General features: G+C 55.2%; 22 protein-coding genes and 2 pseudogenes. 12 read left to right on the top strand and 12 right to left on the bottom strand.

Features of this window, described 5'->3' with window-relative positions; all coding sequences use genetic code 11:
• Positions 1-68 precede the first annotated feature (68 nt).
• Positions 69-1,016 carry a ribose-phosphate diphosphokinase gene (gene prs / locus GTU79_RS13945; RefSeq protein WP_132921655.1) on the top strand — a complete coding sequence of 316 codons (948 nt, stop codon included), beginning with the start codon at positions 69-71 and terminating at the stop codon, positions 1,014-1,016.
• 177 nt (positions 1,017-1,193) lie between these two features.
• On the opposite strand, the gene ychH is transcribed toward prs, so the two are convergent.
• Positions 1,194-1,472: a stress-induced protein YchH gene (gene ychH, locus GTU79_RS13940; RefSeq protein ID WP_132921656.1), complete on the bottom strand. Its 279-nt coding sequence runs from the start codon at positions 1,470-1,472 to the stop codon at positions 1,194-1,196.
• Between the two features lie 671 nt (positions 1,473-2,143).
• On the opposite strand from ychH, the gene pth reads away from it, so the two are divergent.
• The 9 genes from pth (at position 2,144) to GTU79_RS13895 (ending at position 9,426) form a co-directional block, all read left to right on the top strand.
• The gene (gene pth, locus GTU79_RS13935) at positions 2,144-2,722 is read left to right on the top strand and encodes an aminoacyl-tRNA hydrolase (RefSeq protein WP_253073605.1); all 579 of its coding nucleotides are present in this window, start codon (positions 2,144-2,146) and stop codon (positions 2,720-2,722) included.
• Positions 2,723-2,857: 135 nt separating this feature from the next.
• Positions 2,858-3,949, top strand: coding sequence for a redox-regulated ATPase YchF (ychF, locus tag GTU79_RS13930; RefSeq protein WP_132921658.1), 1,092 nt, complete (start codon positions 2,858-2,860; stop codon positions 3,947-3,949).
• 260 nt (positions 3,950-4,209) lie between these two features.
• Positions 4,210-5,061, top strand: a complete 852-nt coding sequence (locus GTU79_RS13925) for a MurR/RpiR family transcriptional regulator (RefSeq protein ID WP_203521474.1) — start codon at positions 4,210-4,212, stop codon at positions 5,059-5,061.
• A gap of 251 nt (positions 5,062-5,312) precedes the next feature.
• Complete coding sequence (locus GTU79_RS13920) at positions 5,313-6,149, top strand: transporter substrate-binding domain-containing protein (RefSeq protein WP_203521475.1); 837 nt, start codon at positions 5,313-5,315, stop codon at positions 6,147-6,149.
• A 3-nt stretch (positions 6,150-6,152) separates the two neighbouring features.
• Positions 6,153-6,782, top strand: coding sequence for a DUF1989 domain-containing protein (locus GTU79_RS13915; protein ID WP_214514059.1), 630 nt, complete (start codon positions 6,153-6,155; stop codon positions 6,780-6,782).
• The gene (locus GTU79_RS13910) at positions 6,766-7,413 is read left to right on the top strand and encodes an urea carboxylase-associated family protein (RefSeq protein WP_214514058.1); all 648 of its coding nucleotides are present in this window, start codon (positions 6,766-6,768) and stop codon (positions 7,411-7,413) included. Before GTU79_RS13915 ends, GTU79_RS13910 begins: the two co-directional genes overlap by 17 nt.
• A 3-nt stretch (positions 7,414-7,416) precedes the next feature.
• Entirely contained in the window at positions 7,417-8,070 is a 654-nt protein-coding gene (locus GTU79_RS13905) for an amino acid ABC transporter permease (RefSeq protein WP_203521478.1), read from the top strand.
• Positions 8,070-8,735: an amino acid ABC transporter permease gene (locus GTU79_RS13900; protein ID WP_203521479.1), complete on the top strand. Its 666-nt coding sequence runs from the start codon at positions 8,070-8,072 to the stop codon at positions 8,733-8,735. Before GTU79_RS13905 ends, GTU79_RS13900 begins: the two co-directional genes overlap by 1 nt.
• A 13-nt stretch (positions 8,736-8,748) precedes the next feature.
• Positions 8,749-9,426 carry a DUF1989 domain-containing protein gene (locus GTU79_RS13895; protein ID WP_203521480.1) on the top strand — a complete coding sequence of 226 codons (678 nt, stop codon included), beginning with the start codon at positions 8,749-8,751 and terminating at the stop codon, positions 9,424-9,426.
• 74 nt (positions 9,427-9,500) lie between these two features.
• On the opposite strand, the gene GTU79_RS13890 is transcribed toward GTU79_RS13895, so the two are convergent.
• Positions 9,501-11,399 carry a pentapeptide repeat-containing protein gene (locus GTU79_RS13890; protein ID WP_203521481.1) on the bottom strand — a complete coding sequence of 633 codons (1,899 nt, stop codon included), beginning with the start codon at positions 11,397-11,399 and terminating at the stop codon, positions 9,501-9,503.
• 161 nt (positions 11,400-11,560) lie between these two features.
• Positions 11,561-12,295: an SDR family oxidoreductase gene (locus GTU79_RS13885; RefSeq protein WP_203521482.1), complete on the bottom strand. Its 735-nt coding sequence runs from the start codon at positions 12,293-12,295 to the stop codon at positions 11,561-11,563.
• Between the two features lie 76 nt (positions 12,296-12,371).
• On the opposite strand from GTU79_RS13885, the gene GTU79_RS13880 reads away from it, so the two are divergent.
• Entirely contained in the window at positions 12,372-13,028 is a 657-nt protein-coding gene (locus GTU79_RS13880; RefSeq protein WP_203521483.1) for a TetR/AcrR family transcriptional regulator, read from the top strand.
• A gap of 71 nt (positions 13,029-13,099) precedes the next feature.
• On the opposite strand, the pseudogene GTU79_RS13875 reads toward GTU79_RS13880, so the two are convergent.
• The 9 genes and pseudogenes from GTU79_RS13875 to GTU79_RS13835 form a co-directional block, all read right to left on the bottom strand.
• Positions 13,100-13,536 (bottom strand): annotated as a pseudogene (locus GTU79_RS13875) (GNAT family N-acetyltransferase).
• Positions 13,537-13,687: 151 nt separating this feature from the next.
• Positions 13,688-13,951 (bottom strand): SDR family oxidoreductase, encoded by a 264-nt coding sequence (locus GTU79_RS13870; protein WP_203521485.1) that lies wholly within the window; start codon positions 13,949-13,951, stop codon positions 13,688-13,690.
• 142 nt (positions 13,952-14,093) lie between these two features.
• A pseudogene (locus GTU79_RS13865) lies at positions 14,094-14,863 on the bottom strand (N-acetylmuramoyl-L-alanine amidase).
• A 169-nt stretch (positions 14,864-15,032) separates the two neighbouring features.
• Positions 15,033-16,076 carry an aldo/keto reductase gene (locus tag GTU79_RS13860; protein ID WP_203521487.1) on the bottom strand — a complete coding sequence of 348 codons (1,044 nt, stop codon included), beginning with the start codon at positions 16,074-16,076 and terminating at the stop codon, positions 15,033-15,035.
• A gap of 174 nt (positions 16,077-16,250) precedes the next feature.
• Complete coding sequence (gene btsR / locus GTU79_RS13855; RefSeq protein ID WP_203521488.1) at positions 16,251-16,976, bottom strand: two-component system response regulator BtsR; 726 nt, start codon at positions 16,974-16,976, stop codon at positions 16,251-16,253.
• 31 nt (positions 16,977-17,007) lie between these two features.
• Positions 17,008-18,699: a sensor histidine kinase gene (locus tag GTU79_RS13850; RefSeq protein ID WP_132921672.1), complete on the bottom strand. Its 1,692-nt coding sequence runs from the start codon at positions 18,697-18,699 to the stop codon at positions 17,008-17,010.
• Between the two features lie 138 nt (positions 18,700-18,837).
• Positions 18,838-19,692, bottom strand: a complete 855-nt coding sequence (locus tag GTU79_RS13845; RefSeq protein ID WP_203521489.1) for an SDR family NAD(P)-dependent oxidoreductase — start codon at positions 19,690-19,692, stop codon at positions 18,838-18,840.
• A gap of 76 nt (positions 19,693-19,768) precedes the next feature.
• Entirely contained in the window at positions 19,769-20,338 is a 570-nt protein-coding gene (locus tag GTU79_RS13840) for a TetR/AcrR family transcriptional regulator (protein ID WP_132921674.1), read from the bottom strand.
• A gap of 79 nt (positions 20,339-20,417) precedes the next feature.
• Positions 20,418-21,425, bottom strand: a complete 1,008-nt coding sequence (locus GTU79_RS13835; RefSeq protein WP_214514057.1) for a zinc-binding alcohol dehydrogenase family protein — start codon at positions 21,423-21,425, stop codon at positions 20,418-20,420.
• Between the two features lie 290 nt (positions 21,426-21,715).
• Between GTU79_RS13835 and GTU79_RS13830 the strand changes: the two genes are divergently transcribed.
• Positions 21,716-22,390, top strand: coding sequence for a GntR family transcriptional regulator (locus tag GTU79_RS13830; RefSeq protein ID WP_203521491.1), 675 nt, complete (start codon positions 21,716-21,718; stop codon positions 22,388-22,390).
• Positions 22,391-22,397 lie beyond the last annotated feature (7 nt).

Raw genomic sequence — 22,397 nt, 5'->3', positions numbered from 1 at the left:
ATGGCGCTCCAGTCCCGAGTGTTATCCTGTGCAATACCTTCTCTGGACGCAAGCCTGAGGTTCTTCTCGTGCCTGATATGAAGCTTTTTGCTGGTAACGCCACCCCGGAACTAGCACAACGTATTGCCAACCGTTTATACACCAGCCTAGGGGACGCCGCTGTGGGTCGCTTCAGCGACGGCGAAGTCAGCGTGCAAATCAATGAGAACGTGCGCGGTGGGGATATTTTCATTATCCAATCCACCTGTGCGCCAACCAACGATAACCTGATGGAACTGGTGGTCATGGTCGATGCGTTGCGCCGGGCCTCCGCCGGACGCATCACCGCCGTTATCCCTTACTTTGGCTATGCCCGCCAGGATCGTCGCGTACGTTCCGCCCGTGTACCCATCACCGCAAAAGTCGTGGCCGACTTTTTGTCAAGCGTGGGGGTCGATCGTGTTCTGACGGTTGACCTGCACGCCGAACAGATTCAGGGCTTTTTCGATGTGCCGGTGGATAACGTGTTCGGTAGCCCGATCCTGCTGGAAGACATGTTGCAGCAGGAATTGGAAAACCCCATCGTCGTTTCACCGGATATCGGCGGCGTGGTTCGTGCCCGCGCTATTGCCAAATTGCTCAATGATACCGATATGGCCATCATCGATAAACGCCGTCCCCGCGCCAATGTTTCGCAGGTGATGCATATCATCGGCGACGTGGCGAACCGTGACTGTGTTTTGGTTGACGACATGATCGATACCGGCGGCACCTTGTGCAAGGCGGCTGAAGCGCTGAAGGATCGTGGCGCCAAGCGTGTTTTCGCCTATGCCACCCATCCTATCTTTTCCGGCAATGCCATTGACAATATCAGAAGCTCGGTTATTGATGAAGTGATTGTTTGCGATACGATTCCCTTGTCGCCCGCTATTAAAGCCTTGCCCAATGTCCGTACCTTGACATTGTCAGGCATGCTGGCTGAAGCCATACGCCGTATCAGCAATGAAGAATCAATTTCCGCCATGTTTGAGCATTGATGCAGCAGGGTTTTAAACGTTAAAAATTTGCGCTAGGCGGGCGCTCTGGACCCGCCCGTAAAAAAATCAGCCCGAACCTGCGAGACAAGTTCGGGACAAGGGGACAAGCTCTTACGCTTTTCGGGCGCAAGTCATGATGATTGCGCAACCCTATGGCAGCAACGATGCAGGGGTTGGTTATTTGGGTAAATGATGGCCGGCGCGGCGGCAGCGTTCGTCAAACCTGCGCAGCCACCAGTAACGGTCGGTGACGCGTTCATGACCGCCCACACGGGCACCGGTCAACCACAGCAGCGCTCCGATAAATATGCCCATTATAGCGCCGTTGGCCAGCAGCGGATTCATATGTAATTGTGGTAATTGATTCATGACTGAACAGGCGAGCCCGGCTATCATCATGACCATCCCGACGCCCATTAAACCATTACCCATCATTAATGCTGATTTACGTTTCATCGTCCACCTCCGGGTTCATCAATGAAATCGGCAATCTTGTATCTCATTGAGTCCTACTGGTTAAAGTATAGTCAGCAAGGGGTGATGAACATCGTGCCTCCGATCACAATGTCAAGATTTGGTCATACAATTAAACACTTTTCAGTTTTCAATTCAGTCCATGCCATACGGCGAAATGGCAGTCATTAAAAGGCCCGGGCACAGAACGGCCCTGTCCTCGCCAAGGCAACAGAAATAAAATTATGTCAGCTAAGACATATCAAATTATAGAGTGTATCAAAAGGTAACGGATGCATCGATTAACCAGATTCACTGGCCGCCTGGGAGTGAGGCGCAATCGCCTGATAAAAAAAGCCCCGGCACAAGGCCGAGGCTTAAAAGGGGCCCCCTCTCCGGCGCTTATCTCCGGCACTCACTGAAGGTGGTGTTAGCTCTGCCGAGGGGTAATTTTTATTATACACAATAGGACCTGTCTTATTGCACTTTTATTGCGATCCGGGGACGTCTGCCAGGGTTCGTGAAGGTCCCGCCGCAGCCGTGAAATACCGGCGTTGAAATCTGCTATTATAAGCGCCGGATTTTCTTGTAAATCGCCAGGTAGCAGCGATATCAGGCATAGCGCCACGCCTTTAATCCGTCAAAAAGCTGTACATAGTGAGAATGTAAATGTCATGTCTATCAAATTAATTGTGGGTCTGGCCAATCCCGGTGCGGAATACGCCGCGACCCGGCACAATGCCGGTGCCTGGTATGTGGATGCGCTGGCCCGGAACTCCCGCCTCGACCTTAAGGAAGAGAGCAAATTTTACGGCTACACCGCCCGCCTGCTTATCGCCGGCCAGGATATCCGCTTACTGGTGCCCACCACGTTCATGAACCTGAGCGGCAAAGCGGTGGCGGCAATGGCGACTTTTACCGCATTTTACCCGAAGAGATCCTGGTGGCCCATGACGAGCTGGATTTGCCGCCGGGCAACGCCCGCCTTAAGCTTGGGGGCCGGCGGCCATAACGGCTTGAAAAGCATCATCAGCTGCCTGGGCAATACCCAGCAATTCCACCGCCTGCGCATCGGTATCGGCCATCCCGGCGATAAAAATAAAGTGGTGGGTTTTGTCCTGGGCAGACCGCCGTTAAGCGAACAGGGCCTGATAGATAAGGCTATTGACGAGGCGGTGAAATGCACGCCGATATTAATCGCCGACGGCGCGGTCAAAGCCATGAACCGTCTGCACACCTTCAAAGCCGAATGACCCGCCCAGCAGCCCGGCGTCTTGCGGGCAATCGAGTTATAGACGGTTTGTGTGTATAATAATGCCTTGGGCTGTGGTTTATGATGCGGCCAATATTAACCAATTGATAATAAAGCTATTTAAGGTGAGTTAACCATGGGTTTCAAATGCGGAATTGTGGGTCTGCCGAACGTGGGCAAGTCCACGCTGTTTAATGCGTTGACCAAAGCGGGAATCGAGGCGGCAAATTTCCCATTCTGCACCATTGAGCCGAATACCGGCGTGGTGCCGATGCCCGATGTCCGCCTGGACCAGCTGTCCGCTATCGTTAAACCGCAGCGTATCGTTCCCACCACCATGGAATTCGTGGATATCGCCGGACTGGTAAAAGGGGCGTCGAAAGGCGAAGGACTGGGCAACCAATTCCTGACCAACATTCGCGAGACCGAGGCCATCGGTCACGTTGTACGCTGCTTTGAAAACGATAATATCATCCACGTGGCGGGCAAGGTCGACCCGGCGGAGGATATCGACGTCATTAACACCGAGCTGGCGCTATCGGATCTGGAAGCCTGCGAACGGGCGCTGTTCCGGGTGCAAAAGCGCGCCAAAGGCGGCGATAAAGACGCCAAAATCGAGCTGGCCGCGCTGGAAAAATGCCTGCCCCACCTGAGCGAGGCCGGCATGCTGCGCACGCTGAACCTCACCGATGAAGAAAAAGCGGCCATCCGCTACCTGAGTTTCCTTACGCTGAAACCCACCATGTATATCGCCAACGTCAATGAAGACGGCTACGACAACAATCCATACCTGGATACGGTGCGCAAGATTGCCGAAGCCGAGGGCTCGGTGGTGGTGCCGGTCTGCGCGGCGGTGGAATCCGATATCGCCGAATTGGAAGAAGACGAACGAGCCGAATTCATGGCTGAGCTGGGCCTGGAAGAGCCGGGGCTGAACCGCGTGATCCGCGCCGGCTATGAGCTGCTCAATCTGCAAACCTATTTTACCGCCGGGGTCAAAGAAGTGCGCGCCTGGACCATTCCGGTGGGCGCCACCGCCCCGCAGGCGGCGGGTAAGATTCATACCGATTTTGAAAAGGGCTTTATCCGCGCCCAGACCATCGCCTTTGACGACTTTATCAATTACAAAGGCGAGCAAGGGGCTAAAGAAGCCGGCAAGATGCGCTCCGAAGGCAAGGAATATATCGTCAAAGACGGCGATGTGATGAACTTCCTGTTCAATGTCTAACGATTTTTTCGGTCCTTATGATCGTTTAGCGGCCTGTGACTTTGTCGTCACAGGCCGCTATTTGAACTTGACGAGATCCTTAAAGATCAGTCTACCCCAGGGATTGCCCCCTGGCTTGGACGAGCAAACCGCCTTCCTTGAGCGGCCCTAGCGCAATCGGCGCGAAACCGAGCTGTTCGACCGGTTGTGAGAAGCAGATTCCAGATGACAACACGGCATGTTCTGTGCAGGATGAGACTTTTCCATATCAGGGATCATTCATGAGCGTAAAAACGGCATCGCTGGAAGGCCGTATCCGGCAACACTGGGATCAGCTCTCGTTGCACGAACAGCGTTTAGCCGATGTCTTATTGGCGGCGCCCGGCCAGTTGGCGATGAACACCGCAACCGAACTGGCGCAAAGCGCGGGCGTATCCAAAGCCACCGCGACGCGTTTCTTCCGGCACCTCGGCTATGAAAGCTACGATGCCGCACGCCGTCAGGCGCGGGATATGCAGAACAGCGGCTCTCCCCTTTATCTGCAGGCCGCGCCTAACTCTTCGCCCCTCGACAGTTTGATGCAAAGCCATCTGGAGAAAGAGGTTACCAACCTGGTTAACACCTTCCGTTCGCTGGAAAGCCACCAGTTGGAGGCCTGTGTTGATGCAATTGCAAAAGCGCGTCGCGTGGTGGTGATGGGCTGGCGCCATAGTCAAACCATTGCGATGCTGATCTATCGCGATCTGGTTCACGTTCATCCAGACGTACGCTTGCTGCCCCGTGCCGGCGATTCACTGGCTGAGCATATGGCCGCGCTCGGTCCGCAGGATATGGTCATTTGCGTCGGCCTGCGGCGGCGTATGCCCGCGCTGGAAGCCGCAATGAATACCCTTCAGGAACTTGGCGTGCCCATGCTCTATATCTCCGACGTGCTGGCCGGCAAGCCGGCGAAGCATGCGCGCTGGGTATTGCGCTGCCATACCGACGGCAGCTTGATTTTCGACAGCACCGTGTCGCTGTCCGCCGTTTGCAATCTGCTCTGTTCACTGGTGGCACGCAGCATGGGCAAAGTCAGCAACGACCATCTCGCCGCCATTGAAGCTCTGCATCAGAGCCTCGACGAACTGGAATGATGTATCCATTGGTGCACGATATAATCATTTTCTCACCAAACAAGTGCAGCGGCAGGATCCGACGCCGCTTTGTTGTCCATCTCTGTGAAACCATAGAAATATAAATTACAATAATTGAAACTTATATTTCTTATTGATTCCTTGAGAAAAAGCGGTTTCTAAGCTCAATTCATCTCTATGCCCAGAGTAAAGCTGGCATGAAAACTGCTCGGTCGTTCATGACCATTCACCCATCTCAGGGAATCACCATAATGAAAAAAACAGCGCTGCTGATCGCCACATTGCTCACCCTTGGCGCAGCAACAACCGCTCAGGCCGACACGCTGTCGGATATCAAAAGCAGCGGCAAAATCACGGTCGGCATCGATCCCACCTTTCCGCCTTATGAGTTCACCAATGATAAAGGCGAGATCACCGGCTACAGCGTGGCTATCATGGAGTCTTTCGCCAAAGACCTCGGCGTGAAACTGGAGTTTCAGAAAACCGCCTTCAGCGGCATTCTGCCGGGACTGATTTCCGGCTCGTTCAATGCCGAAGGTTCGTCTCTTAACGTTACCGCCGAGCGTGCCAAGAAAGTGCTGTTCACCACGCCGTACAGCAAAACCGTTAATGGCGTACTGGTTCGTGAAAGCGAAGCGAAAACATTCAACGGTAAAACGGTGGCTGCTGAAGATCTTTCAGGCCTGCGGGGCGCGGTGAAAAGCGCCAGTGTGCCGGAGCAGTTGCTCAAAGGCTTTAACGAGACGCTGAGCAAGGAAGGCAAGAAGCCCATCACCATCATCAGCGTCGATACGCTGGATCAAACCGTCAGCACCCTGATGACCAAACGCGCCGACTTTGTGTTTGACGATATCTCGGTACTGGCGCCGATCGTGAAAAAATACCCTAACAAAGTGGTACAGGTGGGGGAAGCCGGTCCATCCCAGTGGATGGCTTGGGCAACGCGTAAAGATGACATCAGCCTGAACAAAGCCATCAGCGAACACATCCTGACAATGCAGAAAGATGGCGAACTCGCCGCTCTGCAAAAACAGTATCTCGGCACCACCTTTACCGTGCCCGAAAGCAATTTTATTCCTCAGGAGTAACTTATGTGTCAATCAACGCTGACGGTGCCCGCGGGTCACGGTAAAACCTTCCGTGTGAACAAGGGGCAATTCATAACCGTCATTGACGCCGAAGGACAGCAGGCCGCCGATTTTGTGGCGGTCAACGCTGATGACCTTAATGAAAAACTCTCCCCAGTACATACGCGCCAGCATCTTCGCGCGCTGTTTTTCAAGCCGGGGGATGCGCTTTGGTCCAGTGAAACCCGCCCTATGTTGCGCATCGTCGCCGATACCATCGGCATTCACGATGCCAATGTGCCCGCCTGCGATCGCACCCGCTACAGTATCGATTTCGGCGTGGAGGGCCATCGTAACTGCGTCGATAACCTGCTCGAAGGTATGAAAGCACATGGCGTGACTTACTTTAGCCTGCCGGAACCGTTCAACCTATTCCAGAACGGGCCGGTTACCGCCGATGGCCGCATGGAAGTCACCGATCCCAACAGCAAAGCGGGTGACCATATTGTATTTGAAGCGCTCTGCGATCTGATTTGTGCGGTCTCGTCCTGCCCGCAGGACATCATTCCCGGCAACGGTTTGCAGGTAACACCCATTGAGATAAAAATCGGCAACGGTTATGACGAGGAGGTACGGCATGTTGTTAATGCGTGAAGCCTGGGCCGAAAATGAAGTACGTTCACTTGCCGCGCCGGTCAACGTTAAAGCGGGGGAAGCGGGTTCGATCCCCGTGCTGCGCGGTCAACTGCTGCGAATTACCGCTATGGGAGAAGGGGCGGTGGCATCTTTATTCGGCTTTAGTCTGGCCGATCCCGCCGTGTGGCTCTCTGTGCATCACACCCGCGTGTTCAGCAACAGCTATCTGCTGGGTTCGGGGATGCGGCTGGTGAACAACCGGCGTCGTCCGATGATGGTGCTTGGCAAAGACAGCGTAAAACGTCATGACTTGCTGTTGCCGGGCTCCACTCGCCCGTGGCTGGCGGAGCGCGGTTATCAGGGCCAAGGCTGCATTGAAGCGGTGAATGGAGACTTGGCGCGCCTGGGCATGTCGGTGCCTAAACTGCCGGATCCCATCAACCTGTTTATGCACGTCCATCTGACCCGTGAAGGGGAAATCTTGCCGGAAATCAACCGCACGCAGCCGGGAGATAGCATCACCTGCCGCGTGGTGATGGATACGTTGTTCATCGTATCGGCCTGCTGTACCGGCATCGAGGGCAATGATAAACCGGCGCCGCTGCGTCTGTCGGCGGCGGAAAACCTGTCGGCTTTTGGCGAGGGGTAGCCCATGCCGGGACTGGATGAACAGGTGCTGGCCGCACTGCCGGAATTAGGACGCGGCCTGCTGATGACGCTAATCCTAACCGTGCTGGCGGCGCTGCTCAGTCTTGTGCTGGGACAGCTCATCTGTTTTCTTCAGCTTCGCCGCGCCTGGCCGTGGCGCGCCGTTGGGCGGCTTTATGTCAGCCTGATGCGCGGTACACCGGCAATCGTACAGCTGTTTGTGGTGTTTTTCACCTTGCCGCGCCTGGGCCTCGGCGGCCAGCCAATGCTGGCCGCCGTGCTGGCAATCGGCATGAACAGCGGCGCCTATGTTGCGGAGATTCTCCGGGTGAATCAAAGCCTGGTGACGAGGGGTCAGCGTGAAGCCGCACGCACGTTGGGTTTAAGTCGCGTGATGACGTGGTGGTATGTGATCAATCCGCAGGTGATGCACGCCGCTCTGCCCATGCTGGTCAACGAATTCACCATTCTGCTGAAAACCACGCCTCTGGCGTCGGTAGTGGCGCTCACCGAACTGACTTACGCGGGGCAAATCGTGATTGCCCGCACTTACGATGCGACTCAGGTGCTGCTGCTGGTATCAGCGGGTTATTTGCTGATTGCGCTGCCGCTGATTAGCACGGTACGCCATCTGGAAGCAAAACGGAGGACGGCGTAATGGACTGGCAGGCGATCATCAGGTCATTACCGTCCCTGGGCGACGGTATGATTGCCACGCTCCAACTCTGTGCCATAGCGGCGTTCTGTTCGTTGTCGTGGGGCGCGCTGATGGCGGTGGCATTATTACGCGCGCCGCCTTTTTGGCGGCGGTTGCTGCATATCTACACCAGCCTGACGCTGGCATTGCCGCTGCTGGTGGTTGTCTATCTGCTCTACTTCGTGCTGCCGGAATATGACATCACCTTTACCTCGCCGCAGGTGGGCGTGCTTGCGCTGACGCTCTATTACGCGCCGTACATCGCACAGGTGATCCGCTCCGCCATCGGGGCCCTGCCCCACGGCCAGTGGGAAGCCTGCCGCGTATTGGGTCTGAGCCGCAGTGAACAGCTGCGGGATGTCGTGCTGCCGCAAACGCTGCCGCAGATGTTGTCGCCGCTGGTGGGGCTGATGATCGGGCTCATCAAGGACTCAGCGCTGCTGTCGATTGTGTCGGTGCAGGAGTTTATGTACGCCGCGAAGCAGGCGATTTCCGATACTTACGCGCCATTGGAAATTTATCTTACCGTGGCGCTGTGTTACTGGGTGCTGAACAGCCTGATTGACTGGCTGGCGCGCCATATTGAATATCGCATGACACGCTATCGTCGCGGCATGCAACATTAACCAGGAGAAGAACATGTCGGCTGTATCTCATCATCGTGATATCCAGTTAATTCCCGCGCGCCACGGCAAAGCAGTGCGTCTGGCGAAGGGTGAAGCGGTGCAGGTGGTGAACCTGCACGGTACGCAGGTGGTGGATTGCTGGGCGTACAACGCCGGCGATGTCAGTGAATATATGTGTATGGAAGCGACGCGCGTATGGAATCAGAGGCTTAATCCGCAGGTAGGCGACAGTTTTATCACCAGCCGGCGCCATCCCATCCTGACGCTGGTGGCGGATACCTCGCCGGGGGTGCATGACACTTTTATGGCGGCGTGCGATGCCCGGCGCTATGAGCTACTGGGTTGTACCGAACCGCATCGCAACTGCCATGACAACCTGTTTGAAGCCATGGCGGAACTGGGCGTGGCCCTGCCCCATGGCAATCTGGCTTCGTTCAACATCTTTATGAATATCCGGGTGCAACCTGACGGACGCACGCTGAAAACGCTGCCGACGGTCACGCATCCGGGGGATTACATTATCCTGCGTGCTGAGATGGACTGCTATGTGGCGTTCTCGGCCTGTCCGCAGGATATTGTCAGCATTCAGGGACAGGGTGATAACACGCCGCGCGACGCCGAGCTTCGCGTGCTTACCGCGGGATTTCCGCAGGTGGAACTGCAAGGGCCTTGGGTGCCGGACCATGGCTAATCCGTCCGCGTGAAGAGGTGAGTTTCATTATAAACTTCCAGCAATGTAAAAAATGAGGTCGTCGTCGGTCACCTTCAATACCAGGCCGGCGGCATTACGCTCGCCAGTATCACCGGGAACCGTTTTTTTGCGTGGGTAATCATCTGTTCGGATAAAGAAGCGGTACAACTGGAACTTTCTCCCGCCAAGCCCAGCAGATGATTTTCCCAGTCTGTGTACTGTTCTTGCGAGTCAAAGATAGCCGCGTCACGCTGATACGCTTTCTCCATCATGGCCCAGGCATAGCTTCTCAACATTAATGGTGATTCACATTCCGTGCCGAAAATAGCGCTCGATGTATAGTTTGCCACTACGGCGGCCAGGCAAAGCAGCGTATGGGCCTGGCGGGTCCGGTCAGCATCAGAAATGCCAAATGCGGCGATGACATCCTGATAATGCTTTTCATGTAAAATGAAACGCTCCCTCTGCGGATTTTCTTCCAATAAGGGGGCGAATATTTCCGCAAGCTTCAGCTGTTTGTCCAGGCTGACCAGCTTTTCCCGACAGAGTTTGTGCTTTGTTGCAGATTCAAACGACGTGCGCAAATCACCAAGCGGTATGGCATTGAGAAATTTGTTGAAACCTGTGGTTCTTTCCGCTTCCATCAACGGCCCCAGAAAAAGGCGAAAATCCTCTGCAAATAGCGCGGGCAATTGATATTCACCCGCGCTCAGGTTTTCCAGCCCCTGGTAGACAAACATTTGGTTCCAGACTGGATTGGCCCGGTCGGGCGTCAACATACCGGCAAGGGTATTTTGCGACAGCAGCATGACACGACCATTTCTCCTGCCTGAAAAGAGTATTAAATTAGCGGCATGTCTATCCGACCAATCCGGCTTGCCGCTAAAATCGCCAAAGGTGTGCTGGGAACTGTAGGGAATAACCTTTTCATGGTTTAGGTAACTTTGATAAATATTAATTGCTTCCTTACGCAGGCAGCCTTCCCCAGCAATACCTTGGCTGATTAACTGGATAAATACGCTATTAAATTGCAGCGCAAATGTTTGATCGCGACGGAAATGCTCAAACAGAGCATTCATAACCGGCTCACGCAGCGGCGGAATAATGTTATCGCCATATTCCCACATAAAATCGGCGCAAATCCTGCTTAGCCACACGCAAAGGCGCTGTTCGCCTGAATAAGCAGATTTGCCAATGATAGACAACAAGGGTAACGCAACGATTGACATATCTGTCGCGACCAATGAATCCATGAGTTGCAAAAGCAATTTTACCTTTTGCTCGTGATGAGCCAGGCTGTCGATTAATGTCAGCAAACTGCCGCCATGGCTATTATTAATGTGATTTAAATGCCATTCCATCAAACTAGCATCCCAGCTTTCAGGCAGCGTCAACCGCAGGTTAGCCTTGCCCAACTGTCTCGGCGATGGCTTGATCGTAAGGAGCTCTCGCCAATTATTAAGGCCAATGGCTACCGTCGCATCGGTGAGATTTGCACCGGTCAGGTTCGCCTTACGAAATTTCACCCCCTGCAGATTTGCTTTGCCTAGATTCGCATAGCTCAGGTCTGCTTTGCGCAGATCTACCTTGTACAGATTTGCTTTACGCAGGTCTGCATGCCTCAGGTCCGCCTTGTGCAGTATTGCATTGCAGAGGTTTGCTTTGTAAAGGTTTGCTCGTTTTAGATTCGCATTCCTCAGGTTTTCACCTCTTATGTCTGCTTTGCAAAGGTATACACTCCGCAGATTTGGCCCTTTTGGATGGTACTCTTTCGGGCGTGCCCGCTGGAAAAGAGTAAAAAAACGACCGATGCCGATATATGAAACCGGGGATGATGTATTGTCAGCGACATTATTATCGGATTGGCGAATTTTTCTAAATCGAGTGACAAACTGAAAGCAGCCGTTGCTTCGATGTACTGATACTTCTTCAAGAGGAACATTATTGATGTGAGTGACGATATCACTGTCCATAGTTTTACTCTCTCAGGTCTGGAAAGGGATGACCCCAGAGAGTTTAAACCGTCTTGCAGTAACGGAAAGTAAAGTGCGCTCTTTGAAAACGGTTTTTCTTTGCATAGGTATCTGATTATAGGTTATATGAAAACTTTAGCATCATCCATGATGCAGGTAAATCACCAGGGAACGGTGCCCTCTTCGCTTTGATAAGCCCCCAGAGCATCGTGTTCTGTAAGCCGGGCCAGTCCCGCCACAAACGCCGCCGCCTCGGCGGGGGTTCGGTCGCCGCGATGTCCGCTAAGATCGGTGTTCACCAATCCCGGGCAGACGGATACCGCGGTGATCCTGGTATCTCTCAGCTCGGCGTTGAGCTGGACGGTAAGCATGTTCAGCGCGGCCTTTGATGCGTTGTAGCCGATTAGCTTGACGTCATAGAACGGCCAGCTCGGGTCGCCATTGAGGGTCAAAGAACCAAGGCTGCTGGACATATTGACGATACGCCCGGCATCGGATCTGCGCAGCAGCGGCAGCATGGCTTGCGTCACCGCCAGCGCGCCGATGAAATTGGTTTCCAGCTCGCGACGCACGGCATCCAGAGCGGCAACGCCTGGCGCGCCGTCGGTATAGTCGGCGATGCCGGCGTTGTTCACCAGAATATCGAGGCGGCCATGCTCGGCATCTATCTTGGCAGCGGCCGCGGCAATGCTCTCCCCGTCGCAAATATCAATCTTAATAAACGACACCCCAAGGCCCAGGGAAGCCAGTTCATTGGCCGAGGATTCACCCCGGCCTGTGTCCCGCGCGCCCAACAGGACAGAGACACCGGCTTGGGCAAGCTGTCTGGCGATTTCGTAGCCGATGCCTTTGTTGGCGCCCGTTACGAGGGCTACACGCTGAGTTATATTTGTCATGTAAAGTTCCTTGAAAAGTGAGGATATTACGATCACATTAAGAATAAGAAGAATCCTTCAGGTTTTGAATTCGCATATGATTTCCAGACAGCCGCTCTCTCAAAGCGCCCGGAAAACGCCGCGGCAGGCGCGATCCACCTCAACCGTGGAAGCCATTTTCGAGGCAACGATTCAGGTTTTACTGGCGGAGGGCCCCTCCCGTTTGACAACAACGCTAGTGGCCGAAAGAGCGGGTGTGTCCGTCGGCTCGCTTTACCAGTATTTTCCCAATAAGCAGGCGTTGTTCTATGCGCTGAACGAGAGATATCTGACCATGCTGGCCGAGCGGGTGGAAGCAGCCTGCCTGGCACATCATGGCAAACCCTACGGGCTGATGAGCGAAGCGCTGGTGAGCACCTATATCAAGGTCAAGATTGAGCGCCGTGATGTGACCAGCGCCCTCTATCGCGCGGCGGCGGAGGTGAATGTCGCCGAGATAGTGGAGGCGATGCTACGGCGTGTCGAAGCGGCGAGCGAGGCCATGTTTGCCAGCGCCTCGGACGCGGAGTTCAGGGATCTCCCCCGGGTGAACCTGATGCTGTCGAATGTCCTTTGCGGCACCGTTCGCACCGTTTTTGAAAGGAATCAGTCAGAGCTGTTAGCGGACGGCAGCCTGCAATCGCAGCTGACGTATATGATCTGCGCCTATCTGGACAAGGCGAAGGTTCCACCACGCCTCGGCAAATATCCATAACCGATGAGCCCACAATAAATTCCTTCTCCGAGCAGGATATGGCGTTTTTGCAGCAGGCCAGGCATTGGCACTCAGCTATTGCTATTAAGCGATTTACAGAAATATTTGGGCGACTCAACGTACCCCTGCCGTTCATAAAACGGTGGGCATTGATCCGTCTGGCATGGCAATGCACCTCGATTCTGTCACAGTGACGGGCACGGGCCAATTCTTGCCCACGGGATTCAAGCAGATTCCCAATCCCTCTGCCGCGGGCAGCCGCGTCCACGCAAAAATAGCTGATTCTGCAAAAATCACCGGCCAGCGCCAACTGAGGAATAAAATGCAGTGAGATGACGCCGAGGATCTTATTCTCTTCTTCCGCCACCAGCAGCTCTTCGTCGGAATGAGCCAGAAGCTGCTGAATCCTCTCTTTGATAAAACCGCCGGTGCCGGGATAACCAAGATCGGAAAGCAACGTTTCAATAGCGGGAGCATCTGAGAGTAAGGCGGACCGGATTACTGCCATGATTTATGACCTCGTAGAAAAGCCTTAACAGAGGGGAAATTTATGCGGCAGAGTGTGTTTGTTGTCAATACCGAGCAAACCTCACTGTCCTTTCTTTTAGTCGCTCACCCCGCCCCGACCCAGCGGTAAGGCCACCCATCGTTTTGCTAGGCTAACTTATTCGCCATCCGCCGTTCACCGGAATAGTCGCTCCGGTGACAAATGCCGTCTCGGTGCCGGCAAGCCATGCAGCCGCCGCGGCAACATCGTCAGGACGACCGGCTCGTCCAACGGGAATTTCACTGACGATTTCCGCCATGCGTTCGCTGGGAATGCCCGCTGAGCCAAAGAACCCTGTCCCCGCAATCAACCCCGGCGTAATCGTATTGACCGTGATGCCTCGGGACGCCAATTCCGTATGAACTGGCGATGGCATACAGAAAAGCGGATGTTCCAGATGATTTTTTGGCCACCGCCAGGGCGGTGGCGCAGGAAGTCGGAAGAGAATTGTCTAGAAGACCTCATTCAGGTGGCCAGTATTGATTGACCCTTCCAATGATAATTGCGCCGTAGTGCCGTTATTTTGAGGGGAAATACTTTTCTACCAATGCATAAAGGATTGCGGCTGTTTCAGCATCCGGAACTCCATCAAAGTTTTGTGGACGAAAATGAAGCTGAAATGCCCGAATCACATTCTTGTATCCGCTTTCGGTGCCTGTGGCCGAGGTGTCGTATCCGTATGTGCCCAATTTAGCAACAATGTCCGCTTTGGCGGGAGGAGTCTCACTGAACTGTGCCTGGTAGCGCTGCCGGGCCGCATCTTCATACCATGCGCCGACACCTGCGTCATAAAGCTCTTTCCACGGGAAAGCAGCTCCCGGATCGCTTTTTCTTCCGGGCGCGATATCACTGTGCCCAACCACATTCGATGGCGTGATATCTGGGTAGCGTTGGAGGATATTCGAGGTCAATTGTTTAATTGCTTCTATCTGCGTAGGATTATAAGGTGGAAAATTAAAAACTCCATTATTATCAGTCGCTAAATTCACCGTTTCAATCCCAATTGCTGTGTCATTCAGGTTAACGCGTCCGGCCCATACGCTGACACCTGCATGCCATGCACGTTCGTTTTCATCCACCAGATTAAAATACGCATATCCTTGAAGCCCGCTTCAATATAAGTCTTATCCAAAGGATCGGGAACGAGATAATGAGCGCTGACCGAAGAACCTGTCAAAGCGTTGATGGATGCTTTAAAATCAATTGCAGTATAATGTAATACCAGAAAACGAACCCGGCGATTAAAACCCTTTACAGAGCGATAGCTATTATAATCGATTTGATACATAGAAAACCCCATCATTTAATATCATTCTTTAATACCACCGTGAATGACAATCAAGGGTATACAAAGTCAATTCAAGGGATATTTATGAAGGCTTTATATATCGAAAATAGCGCGGACAAAAATATTTCCGGCGGCGCGGCCCAGCAATTGGGCCGCGCCGGGTGCGGTATTATTCTGCGTCGCTTAATTGTTGTCTTCTGGCTCCGCCCTGGCGTTCCAGCATCCAGCCGGGATATTCCGCCGGCAGGGCGCTGACCTGGTCAAGGGCGCCCAGTTCCTCGTCGCCGAGCGTAATGCCGGTGGCCGCCAGGTTATCTTCCAACTGTTCCAGCCGTTTGGCGCCGATAATCACGCTGGACACCACCGGCTGATGCAGCAGCCAGGCCAGGGCGATTTGCGCCACCGAGACACCGTGTCGGTCGGCGATAACCCGCATCGCGTCGATACAGTCATAGGCCCGCTCCTGGTTAACCGGCGGGAAATCAAAGGAGACGCGCCGGCTGCCCTCTTCCGCCTGCACATCGCGTCCGTATTTACCGCTCAGCAGACCGCCAGCCAGCGGACTCCAGACCATTAACCCGACGTTTTCGCTTTGCAGCATCGGCACCAGTTCCCGTTCCAGATCCCGTCCGGCCACGGTGTAATAGGCCTGCAGGGACTCAAAGCGGGCCAGGCCGAGCCGTTCGGAGATGCCCAGGGCTTTCACTATCTGCCAGGCCGCCCAGTTGGATACGCCGACGTAGCGGATATGCCCTTCCCGCACCAGGTCATCCATGGCCCGCAGCGTCTCCTCAATGGGGGTGGCGGGATCAAAACCGTGCAGTTGGTACAGATCGATATGATCAAGCTGCAGCCGTCCGAGACTGGCTTTTACCGATTCCATGATATGAAAGCGGGAAGAGCCGCGGGAATTGATGCCGCCGGTGCCGGTTTCGCCGAAAACCTTGGTGGCCAGGACCACGTTTTCACGGGGCACTTTAAGATTTTTCAGGGCCTGGCCGGTCATGATTTCCGAACGTCCTTCGGAGTAGACGTTGGCGGTATCCAGAAAATTGATGCCGTTATCCAGGGCGTGGCCCACCAGCTTATCCACCTCCCCTTGCTGCAGATTGCCGATTTTGCCCCACATGCCGCCTTCGCCGCCAAAGGTCATGGTACCCAGGCACAGTTCCGAAACAAACAGACCGGTGTTACCGAATTTTTTGTAGCGCATTGGAAGAATCCTCATGTGATAGACGAAACGTTTAAAACGCTTCGGGCCATAGAATGGCGCTGCCGTATAAAAAGCGACTGTTTGAATTATGTAGCACGCGGCGGGATTTTCCCTGTGCAATCCTGTTTGATGTTTGCCTGTTTCTCCGAAAGTACGAATGGCCGGCGGGAGCCGTCAGCCCTTCAGGCCAAGCATCTGTTTGAGGGATTTCAGATAGCGGCGGCTGACCGGCACGGAGTGGCCGTTGCTGAGGGCAATTTCCCCCTGGCCGCTCTCTTCCAGGCGGATTTCCCGCAGATGCGCCATATTCACCAGGAACTGGCGATGGCAGCGCACCATGGGCGTGCGGTTTTCCAAGGTTTTCAGCGTCAGTTCGGTAAAACATTCGCCCCCTTCCGTGCCGGTGACATAGACGCCGCTCAGCCGTGAATTGGCGAAAATCACCTCGTCGGTTTTCAAAAGATAGATGCGGCTGTGGCCGGTGCAAGGGATATATTGCAGGCCGTTTTCCTCGCCGCCCAAGGCCTGCAGGTTCTGCTCCGGGCGCGCCTCATGCAGGCGGTTCAGGGGTTTCGCCAGCCTTGGCGCCTCAATGGGTTTAAGCAGGTAATCGAAGGCATGCTCTTCAAAAGCCCTGACGGCGTACTCGTCGTAAGCGGTGAGAAATACGATATAGGGCATGCTGGCGGGATCAATCATGCCCACCATTTCCAGGCCGCTGATGCGCGGCATCTGAATATCGAGAAAGACCACGTCGGGATGCAGCCGGTGTACCGCGCCAATGGCTTCCACCGCATTGGCGCATTCGCCGATGACGGATATCCGGGAGTCTTGCTGCAGCAAGCAGCGCAGGTTCTCCCGAGCCAGGGGTTCGTCATCCACAATCAGCACGGTCAGCATAAGGCGTTATCCTTCAGCGGCAGGCCCCGGATCAGCATAAGGCTTTATCCTCCAGCGGCAGGTTCAAGATAATACGGGTAAAGTGTTCCGGTTCGTATTCCACGCTGACGCCGTAATCGTCGCCGTAGCGTATGCGAATGCGTTTATCCACCAGATTCATGCCCAGTCCGGTATTGCCCGGCGTCAGCCGGTACAGGCCGGCATTGTCCTCAATGCTCAGTACCAGGTGATTTTCCCGCTGCTGCGCCCGCAGGGTAATGATCCCCGGTCCCAGCAGATGGGAAGTGCCGTGCTTGATGGCGTTCTCAACGATGGGCTGCAGGGAGAAAGCGGGCAACCGCAGGGTTAGCAAAGGCTGCGGCAGTTCGAAGCGAATTTGCAGCCGATCCTGGAAACGGGCTTTTTCGATTTCCAGGTATGCCGTGACATGCTCGATTTCATCCGCCAGCGTAACGACTTCTTCCGACCGCTTAAGGTTTTTGCGAAAGAAAGTGGACAGATTTTGCACCAGATGCCCGGCCTGATCGCTGTCGCGGCGGATCACCGCCACCAGGGTATTGAGGGCGTTAAACAGAAAATGAGGATTGACCTGGGCGTGAAGCAGTTTGATTTCAGATTGCGTCAGCAACAGTTTGTGCCGTTCATACTGGCCGGCGAGGATCTGAGCCGACAGCAGGCTGGCGATGCCTTCCCCCAGCGTGCGGTTGATGGAACTGAACAGGCGGTTCTTGGCTTCATACAATTTGATGGTGCCGATGACTTCATCATTTTCGCCCCGCAGCGGGATAACCAGGGTCGATCCCAGCTTGCAGTTGCGCTGCAGCGAGCATTGATAGGGGGTTTCATTGCCGTCGGCATAGACCACTTCGTTATTATCGATGGCGCGGCGGGAGTGGGCCGAGGCGATGGGAGTACCCGGCAGATGGTGGTCGTCGCCGATGCCGATGAACGCCAGCAGCTTTTCCCGGTCGGTAATGGCCACCGCCCCGATATCCAGCTCCTGATAAATGACCTGGGCCACCTTCATGCTGTTTTCCTGGTTAAAGCCCTGGCGCAGGAAGCCTTCGGTACTGATGGCGATTTTCAGCGCGCGGGCGGAAAACGCCGAGGTGTATTTTTCGAACATCGCCCGGCGATCCAGGAGAATGCGCATAAACATCGCCGCGCCGACGCTGTTGGTGACTATCATCGGCAAGGCGATGCTTTTTACCAGGCGCAGGGCTTCATCGTAAGGACGGGCAACCGCCAGGATAATCAGCATTTGCAGGATTTCCGCCGTGATGGTCACCCCGGCGGCGGTAACGGGATTAAACAGGCGGTCAATGCGCCCGCGCCGGATGAGCAACCGATGGGCCAGCCCGCCCAGCAACCCTTCCACCACGGTGGATATCATGCAGCTGACGGCGGTCATCCCGCCGAGGGAGTAGCGGTGCAGACCGCCGGTCAGCCCCACCAGGACGCCCACCAGCGGTCCCCCCAGCAGGCCGCCCAGCACCGCGCCGATGGCGCGGGTGTTGGCGATGGAATCCTGGATATGCAGGCCGAAGTAAGTGCCCATAATGCAGAACATGGAGAACATGACATAGCATAAAAGCTTATGGGGCAGACGGACGGTGACTTGCATCAGAGGGATGAACAGCGGCGTTTTACTGAGCAGATAGGCAATGACCAAATATACGCACATCTGCTGTAGCAGCAGTAAAACTAAATTGAACTCGTGCATCGCAGGCTCGTTTTATACCACGCAAACGACACTTGACTCAGGTCAAGTATAACTTGGCTAAGATACCGGAGTCCGAGCGCGCTTTCTTTGACAGGTCTCACTAATTGGCAAACCGGCCGATGCGGCCGGTTGCTGAGTTTACGGCAGTTCCAGGGGAATATCCTGGCCTTTGTCGATATAATTGCTCACCTTGATCCAGCGTTCGGCCTCCTGTTGCCGCGTCAGCTCGGCCGCCGCGCAGTACTGCACGGCGTCGCTGCCCAGCAGCAGATGCTCCGGCAGGACCGAATGCCCGGCCAGGGCCAGGATGACCTGGGCCACTTTGGCCGGATCGCCGTTTTCATGGTCAATATACTGTTTGAGAAAGCCCAGCAAGGCGCCGACTGAGCTTTCGTATTCAGGCATTATCGGCGGAACATCCTGCAGGGCGCGTTCGCCCCAGTTGGTGCTCATGCCGCCCGGCTCCAGGCAGCAGACCCGGATACCCAGCGGACTCACCTCTTTGGCCAGCACTTCGCTAAAGCCCCCCACCGCCCATTTGGCGGATTGGTAGGCGCTCATGCCCGGCATGCCCATGCGTCCTCCCACCGATGATACCTGGAAGATATAGCCGGCGCGGCGTTCCCGCATAAACGGCAGCACCGCGCGGGTGACATTCACCACGCCGAAAAAATTGGTTTCCACTTCCGTACGGAACGCCTGTTCTTGGGTTTGTTCAAAGGGCGCCATATGACCGTAACCGGCGTTATTCACCAATACGTCAATGCCGCCGAACGCGGCGATGCCGGCCGCAACCGCCCTTTGCGCCGCGGCGGAATCCGTGACATCCAGCTCCACCGGCAGGATCCGATCGCCATAGGTTGCCACCAAATCGGCAAGCCTTTCCGGTTTTCTGGCGCTGGCGATAACCTTGTTTCCCGCCGCCAGCGCGGCTTCGGTGATGGAAAGGCCCAAACCGGCGGCGCTTCCGGTGATAAACCACACTTGACTCATGATATTCTCCTTCAGGACGATTTTTAATGAGTATGTAATCACTCATTAATTAATGGAAAAAAAATGAATTTCAAATTCACCCGGCTATGGCCCGCCAAAAGGCGTCAAAGCCCATTGATGTGTAGAATTCGGCGTTATCCCGTTCCCGCTGGATAAAATCCATGGTGGTTTCCGCCAGGGCTGCCATTATGGCCCCGGCGAAATCCGGGGAGCGGCCGCAAAATGATCCCCCGGCCACGCTGTGATGAATCACCAGGTTGATCTCGGCGAATCCCTCCATAGCCCGCTCGCGCGTCTTTTCGCCGACCCGATCGGATAAAGTCAGCAGCGCCATGCATTTGCGCTTATCCGGATGGTCTACCCCCCAGCCGATATAACGCCGCCAGATATGAAGCGCCTTACTCCTGAGATCCTGACTATCCGGATACCCCGGCAGCATGACCTCGCTTAATTCCGCTTTCAGCAGCAGATATAACGCATTCAGCAATTCATCTTTATTGCTGAAGTAATTGAACAGCGTACCTTCCGACACCCCGGCCCGGCGGGCGATTTTTGCCGTGGGCGCCCCCAGCCCTTGGGCGGCGAAAATGGCTATGGCAGACGCCAGGATGGCCTGGCGTTTGTCTTCACTTTTGGGTCTGGCCATGGAAATAATGCATCGGAGCTGTTAAATGAGTATTCACTCAATCATAACGCCCTCGGGCATGATGCGCAAGAACGGCGGGTTAAAAACCTTCCAGCACCAGTTTACCGCGGGATTTGCCGCTTTCGATCAGCGCATGGGCCCGCCGCAGGTTGGCGGCGTTAATCACGCCGAAGTGCTGGCCCAGGGTGGTTTTCAGCGTACCGTTATCCACTAGGGAGGAGATGCGCTCCAGCAAATGGTGTTGCTCTATCATATCGGCGGTCTGGAACGTGGAGCGGGTAAACATCAATTCCCAATGCAGCGACAGGCTTTTGGCCTTGAGCGGCATGGCGTCGAGGGTGGCGGGATCGTCTATCAGCGCCAGGCGTCCCTGGGGTGCGAGCGCCTCGATAAGCTGTGGGTAATAGCTGTCGGTGTGGGTCAGGCTGGCGACATGAGTCACGTTTTTTATGCCCAGGGCATGTAATTGCTCAACCAGATTCCGGCTGTGATCGATAACATGATGGGCTCCCAAAGATGAGACCCATTCGCGGGTTTCCGGCCGGGATGCCGTACCGACGATGGTCATGGCGGTTAACTGCCGGGCCAGCTGCGTGAGGATGGAGCCTACCCCGCCGCCGGCGCCGATAATCAGCAGAATATCATTCTCCCCGCCCTTTTCCTTGTCGCCCAGGCGGTCGAACAGCAGTTCCCCGGCGGTGACGGAGGTCAGCGGCAGCGCGGCGGCATCGGCAAACCCCAGGCTGGCGGGTTTATGCCCGGCAATGCGTTCGTCCACCAGGTGAAATTCGCTGTAGCACCCCGGACGGGTGATGGCGCCGGCATAGAAGACCTCGTCGCCCGGTTTGAACAAGGTGACCTGCGGGCCGACCTCAGTGACGACGCCGGCCACATCCCAGCCCAGCACCCGTGGTTCGGTCACCGCTGCCCTGGCCCTGACCTTGGTGTCCACCGGATTGACGGATATGGCTTTAACCGCCACCAGCAAATCCCGCGGACCCGGCGCGGGCTTCGGCAGGTCGGTGTCGAACAGGGAGTGCGGATCTTCAATCGGTAACCCTTTTTGGGTATAAACAATGGCTTTCATCGATGGTAATTCCCCGTATTATGGTGATTTAACCCGCCGCGGCGCAGGGATGAAACGCTCCGTTGCCAGAATGCCTTCGGGCACCGCGGCGGACTGATATTGGCATCCTAAGCCCTTTGAAGATAAATGAATATGGTTGTAACAGAGTAGCACTTGCTCTGTAAGAGTTAAAATCATCAGGCCGGATCCGGCGGCACGCAGGGGTATCCGGCTGTCTTTTGACGCATCATGTTGTATATTCGATGCACTGAAATTCTTTTGCCGTCCGCGGCGTTGATACAGGTGAGCAGGTGAGTTACCAACCAGGTCCTATTGAGCATTCCTATTTGGGTTCCAGCGTCTATGCCACGTTGCGTCAGGCATTGATCACCGGCCAGCTTAAGCCCGATGAACGTCTGCGTATCCGGGAATTGGCGTCCCAGGTGGGAACCAGCGTCACGCCGGTGCGGGATGCGATTTTGCAGTTGGCAAAGGAGCAGGCGCTGGAGATGCGCACGCCTAAGGATATCCGGGTGCCGTCCCTGACCCAGGAGCAATATTTGGAAATTCGCACCCTGCGGCTGGACCTGGAGGGATTAGGCGCCCAACGGGCGGCACAGCATATCTCTCCCGCCGTTTTGCAGCAACTGACCGTTAATATCCGCCGCAATATCCGCGCCATTACCGAAGAGGATCTGGCGAACGCGCTGCGTCTGAACAGCGAATTTCATTTACTGGTGGCCCACAGCGCCCAGATGCCGTTATTGAGCAGCTTTATCGATCGGCTGTGGATGCGCATCGGTCCGCTGATAGCCCAAGCCTATATGCAGATTTCGCCGCAGATGGCGGTGGGGCATCATCAGGAACTGCTGGCGGCGCTGCGCCGCCATGACTGCGCCGCCGCGGCGTCGGCCATCCGGCAGGATATTATGGACAGCCACGATACCCTGCTGGCGTTTATCGCCAGGGACCGTCCCGCGCTCTGAACGGCCA

The sequence above is a fragment of the Sodalis ligni genome (assembly GCF_016865525.2).
GTDB classification, from domain to species: domain Bacteria; phylum Pseudomonadota; class Gammaproteobacteria; order Enterobacterales; family Enterobacteriaceae; genus Acerihabitans; species Acerihabitans ligni.
This window is presented reverse-complemented; position numbering and strand designations above follow the sequence as displayed.

What these genes read in the sequence shown, in the direction of transcription:
- GTU79_RS13870 (WP_203521485.1), bottom strand. Translation starts at nt 13,951, where the DNA reads ATGCCATCGCCAGTTCATACGGAATTGGCGTCCCGAGGCATCACGGTC.
- GTU79_RS13895 (WP_203521480.1), top strand. Translation starts at nt 8,749, where the DNA reads ATGTCGGCTGTATCTCATCATCGTGATATCCAGTTAATTCCCGCGCGC.
- ychF (WP_132921658.1), top strand. Translation starts at nt 2,858, where the DNA reads ATGGGTTTCAAATGCGGAATTGTGGGTCTGCCGAACGTGGGCAAGTCC.
- GTU79_RS13900 (WP_203521479.1), top strand. Translation starts at nt 8,070, where the DNA reads ATGGACTGGCAGGCGATCATCAGGTCATTACCGTCCCTGGGCGACGGT.
- GTU79_RS13910 (WP_214514058.1), top strand. Translation starts at nt 6,766, where the DNA reads ATGTTGTTAATGCGTGAAGCCTGGGCCGAAAATGAAGTACGTTCACTT.
- GTU79_RS13840 (WP_132921674.1), bottom strand. Translation starts at nt 20,338, where the DNA reads ATGGCCAGACCCAAAAGTGAAGACAAACGCCAGGCCATCCTGGCGTCT.
- GTU79_RS13920 (WP_203521475.1), top strand. Translation starts at nt 5,313, where the DNA reads ATGAAAAAAACAGCGCTGCTGATCGCCACATTGCTCACCCTTGGCGCA.
- GTU79_RS13915 (WP_214514059.1), top strand. Translation starts at nt 6,153, where the DNA reads ATGTGTCAATCAACGCTGACGGTGCCCGCGGGTCACGGTAAAACCTTC.
- GTU79_RS13880 (WP_203521483.1), top strand. Translation starts at nt 12,372, where the DNA reads ATGATTTCCAGACAGCCGCTCTCTCAAAGCGCCCGGAAAACGCCGCGG.
- GTU79_RS13925 (WP_203521474.1), top strand. Translation starts at nt 4,210, where the DNA reads ATGAGCGTAAAAACGGCATCGCTGGAAGGCCGTATCCGGCAACACTGG.
- GTU79_RS13860 (WP_203521487.1), bottom strand. Translation starts at nt 16,076, where the DNA reads ATGCGCTACAAAAAATTCGGTAACACCGGTCTGTTTGTTTCGGAACTG.
- btsR (WP_203521488.1), bottom strand. Translation starts at nt 16,976, where the DNA reads ATGCTGACCGTGCTGATTGTGGATGACGAACCCCTGGCTCGGGAGAAC.
- GTU79_RS13845 (WP_203521489.1), bottom strand. Translation starts at nt 19,692, where the DNA reads ATGAGTCAAGTGTGGTTTATCACCGGAAGCGCCGCCGGTTTGGGCCTT.
- pth (WP_253073605.1), top strand. Translation starts at nt 2,144, where the DNA reads ATGTCTATCAAATTAATTGTGGGTCTGGCCAATCCCGGTGCGGAATAC.
- GTU79_RS13885 (WP_203521482.1), bottom strand. Translation starts at nt 12,295, where the DNA reads ATGACAAATATAACTCAGCGTGTAGCCCTCGTAACGGGCGCCAACAAA.
- GTU79_RS13835 (WP_214514057.1), bottom strand. Translation starts at nt 21,425, where the DNA reads ATGAAAGCCATTGTTTATACCCAAAAAGGGTTACCGATTGAAGATCCG.
- GTU79_RS13850 (WP_132921672.1), bottom strand. Translation starts at nt 18,699, where the DNA reads ATGCACGAGTTCAATTTAGTTTTACTGCTGCTACAGCAGATGTGCGTA.
- GTU79_RS13905 (WP_203521478.1), top strand. Translation starts at nt 7,417, where the DNA reads ATGCCGGGACTGGATGAACAGGTGCTGGCCGCACTGCCGGAATTAGGA.
- GTU79_RS13890 (WP_203521481.1), bottom strand. Translation starts at nt 11,399, where the DNA reads ATGGACAGTGATATCGTCACTCACATCAATAATGTTCCTCTTGAAGAA.
- ychH (WP_132921656.1), bottom strand. Translation starts at nt 1,472, where the DNA reads ATGAAACGTAAATCAGCATTAATGATGGGTAATGGTTTAATGGGCGTC.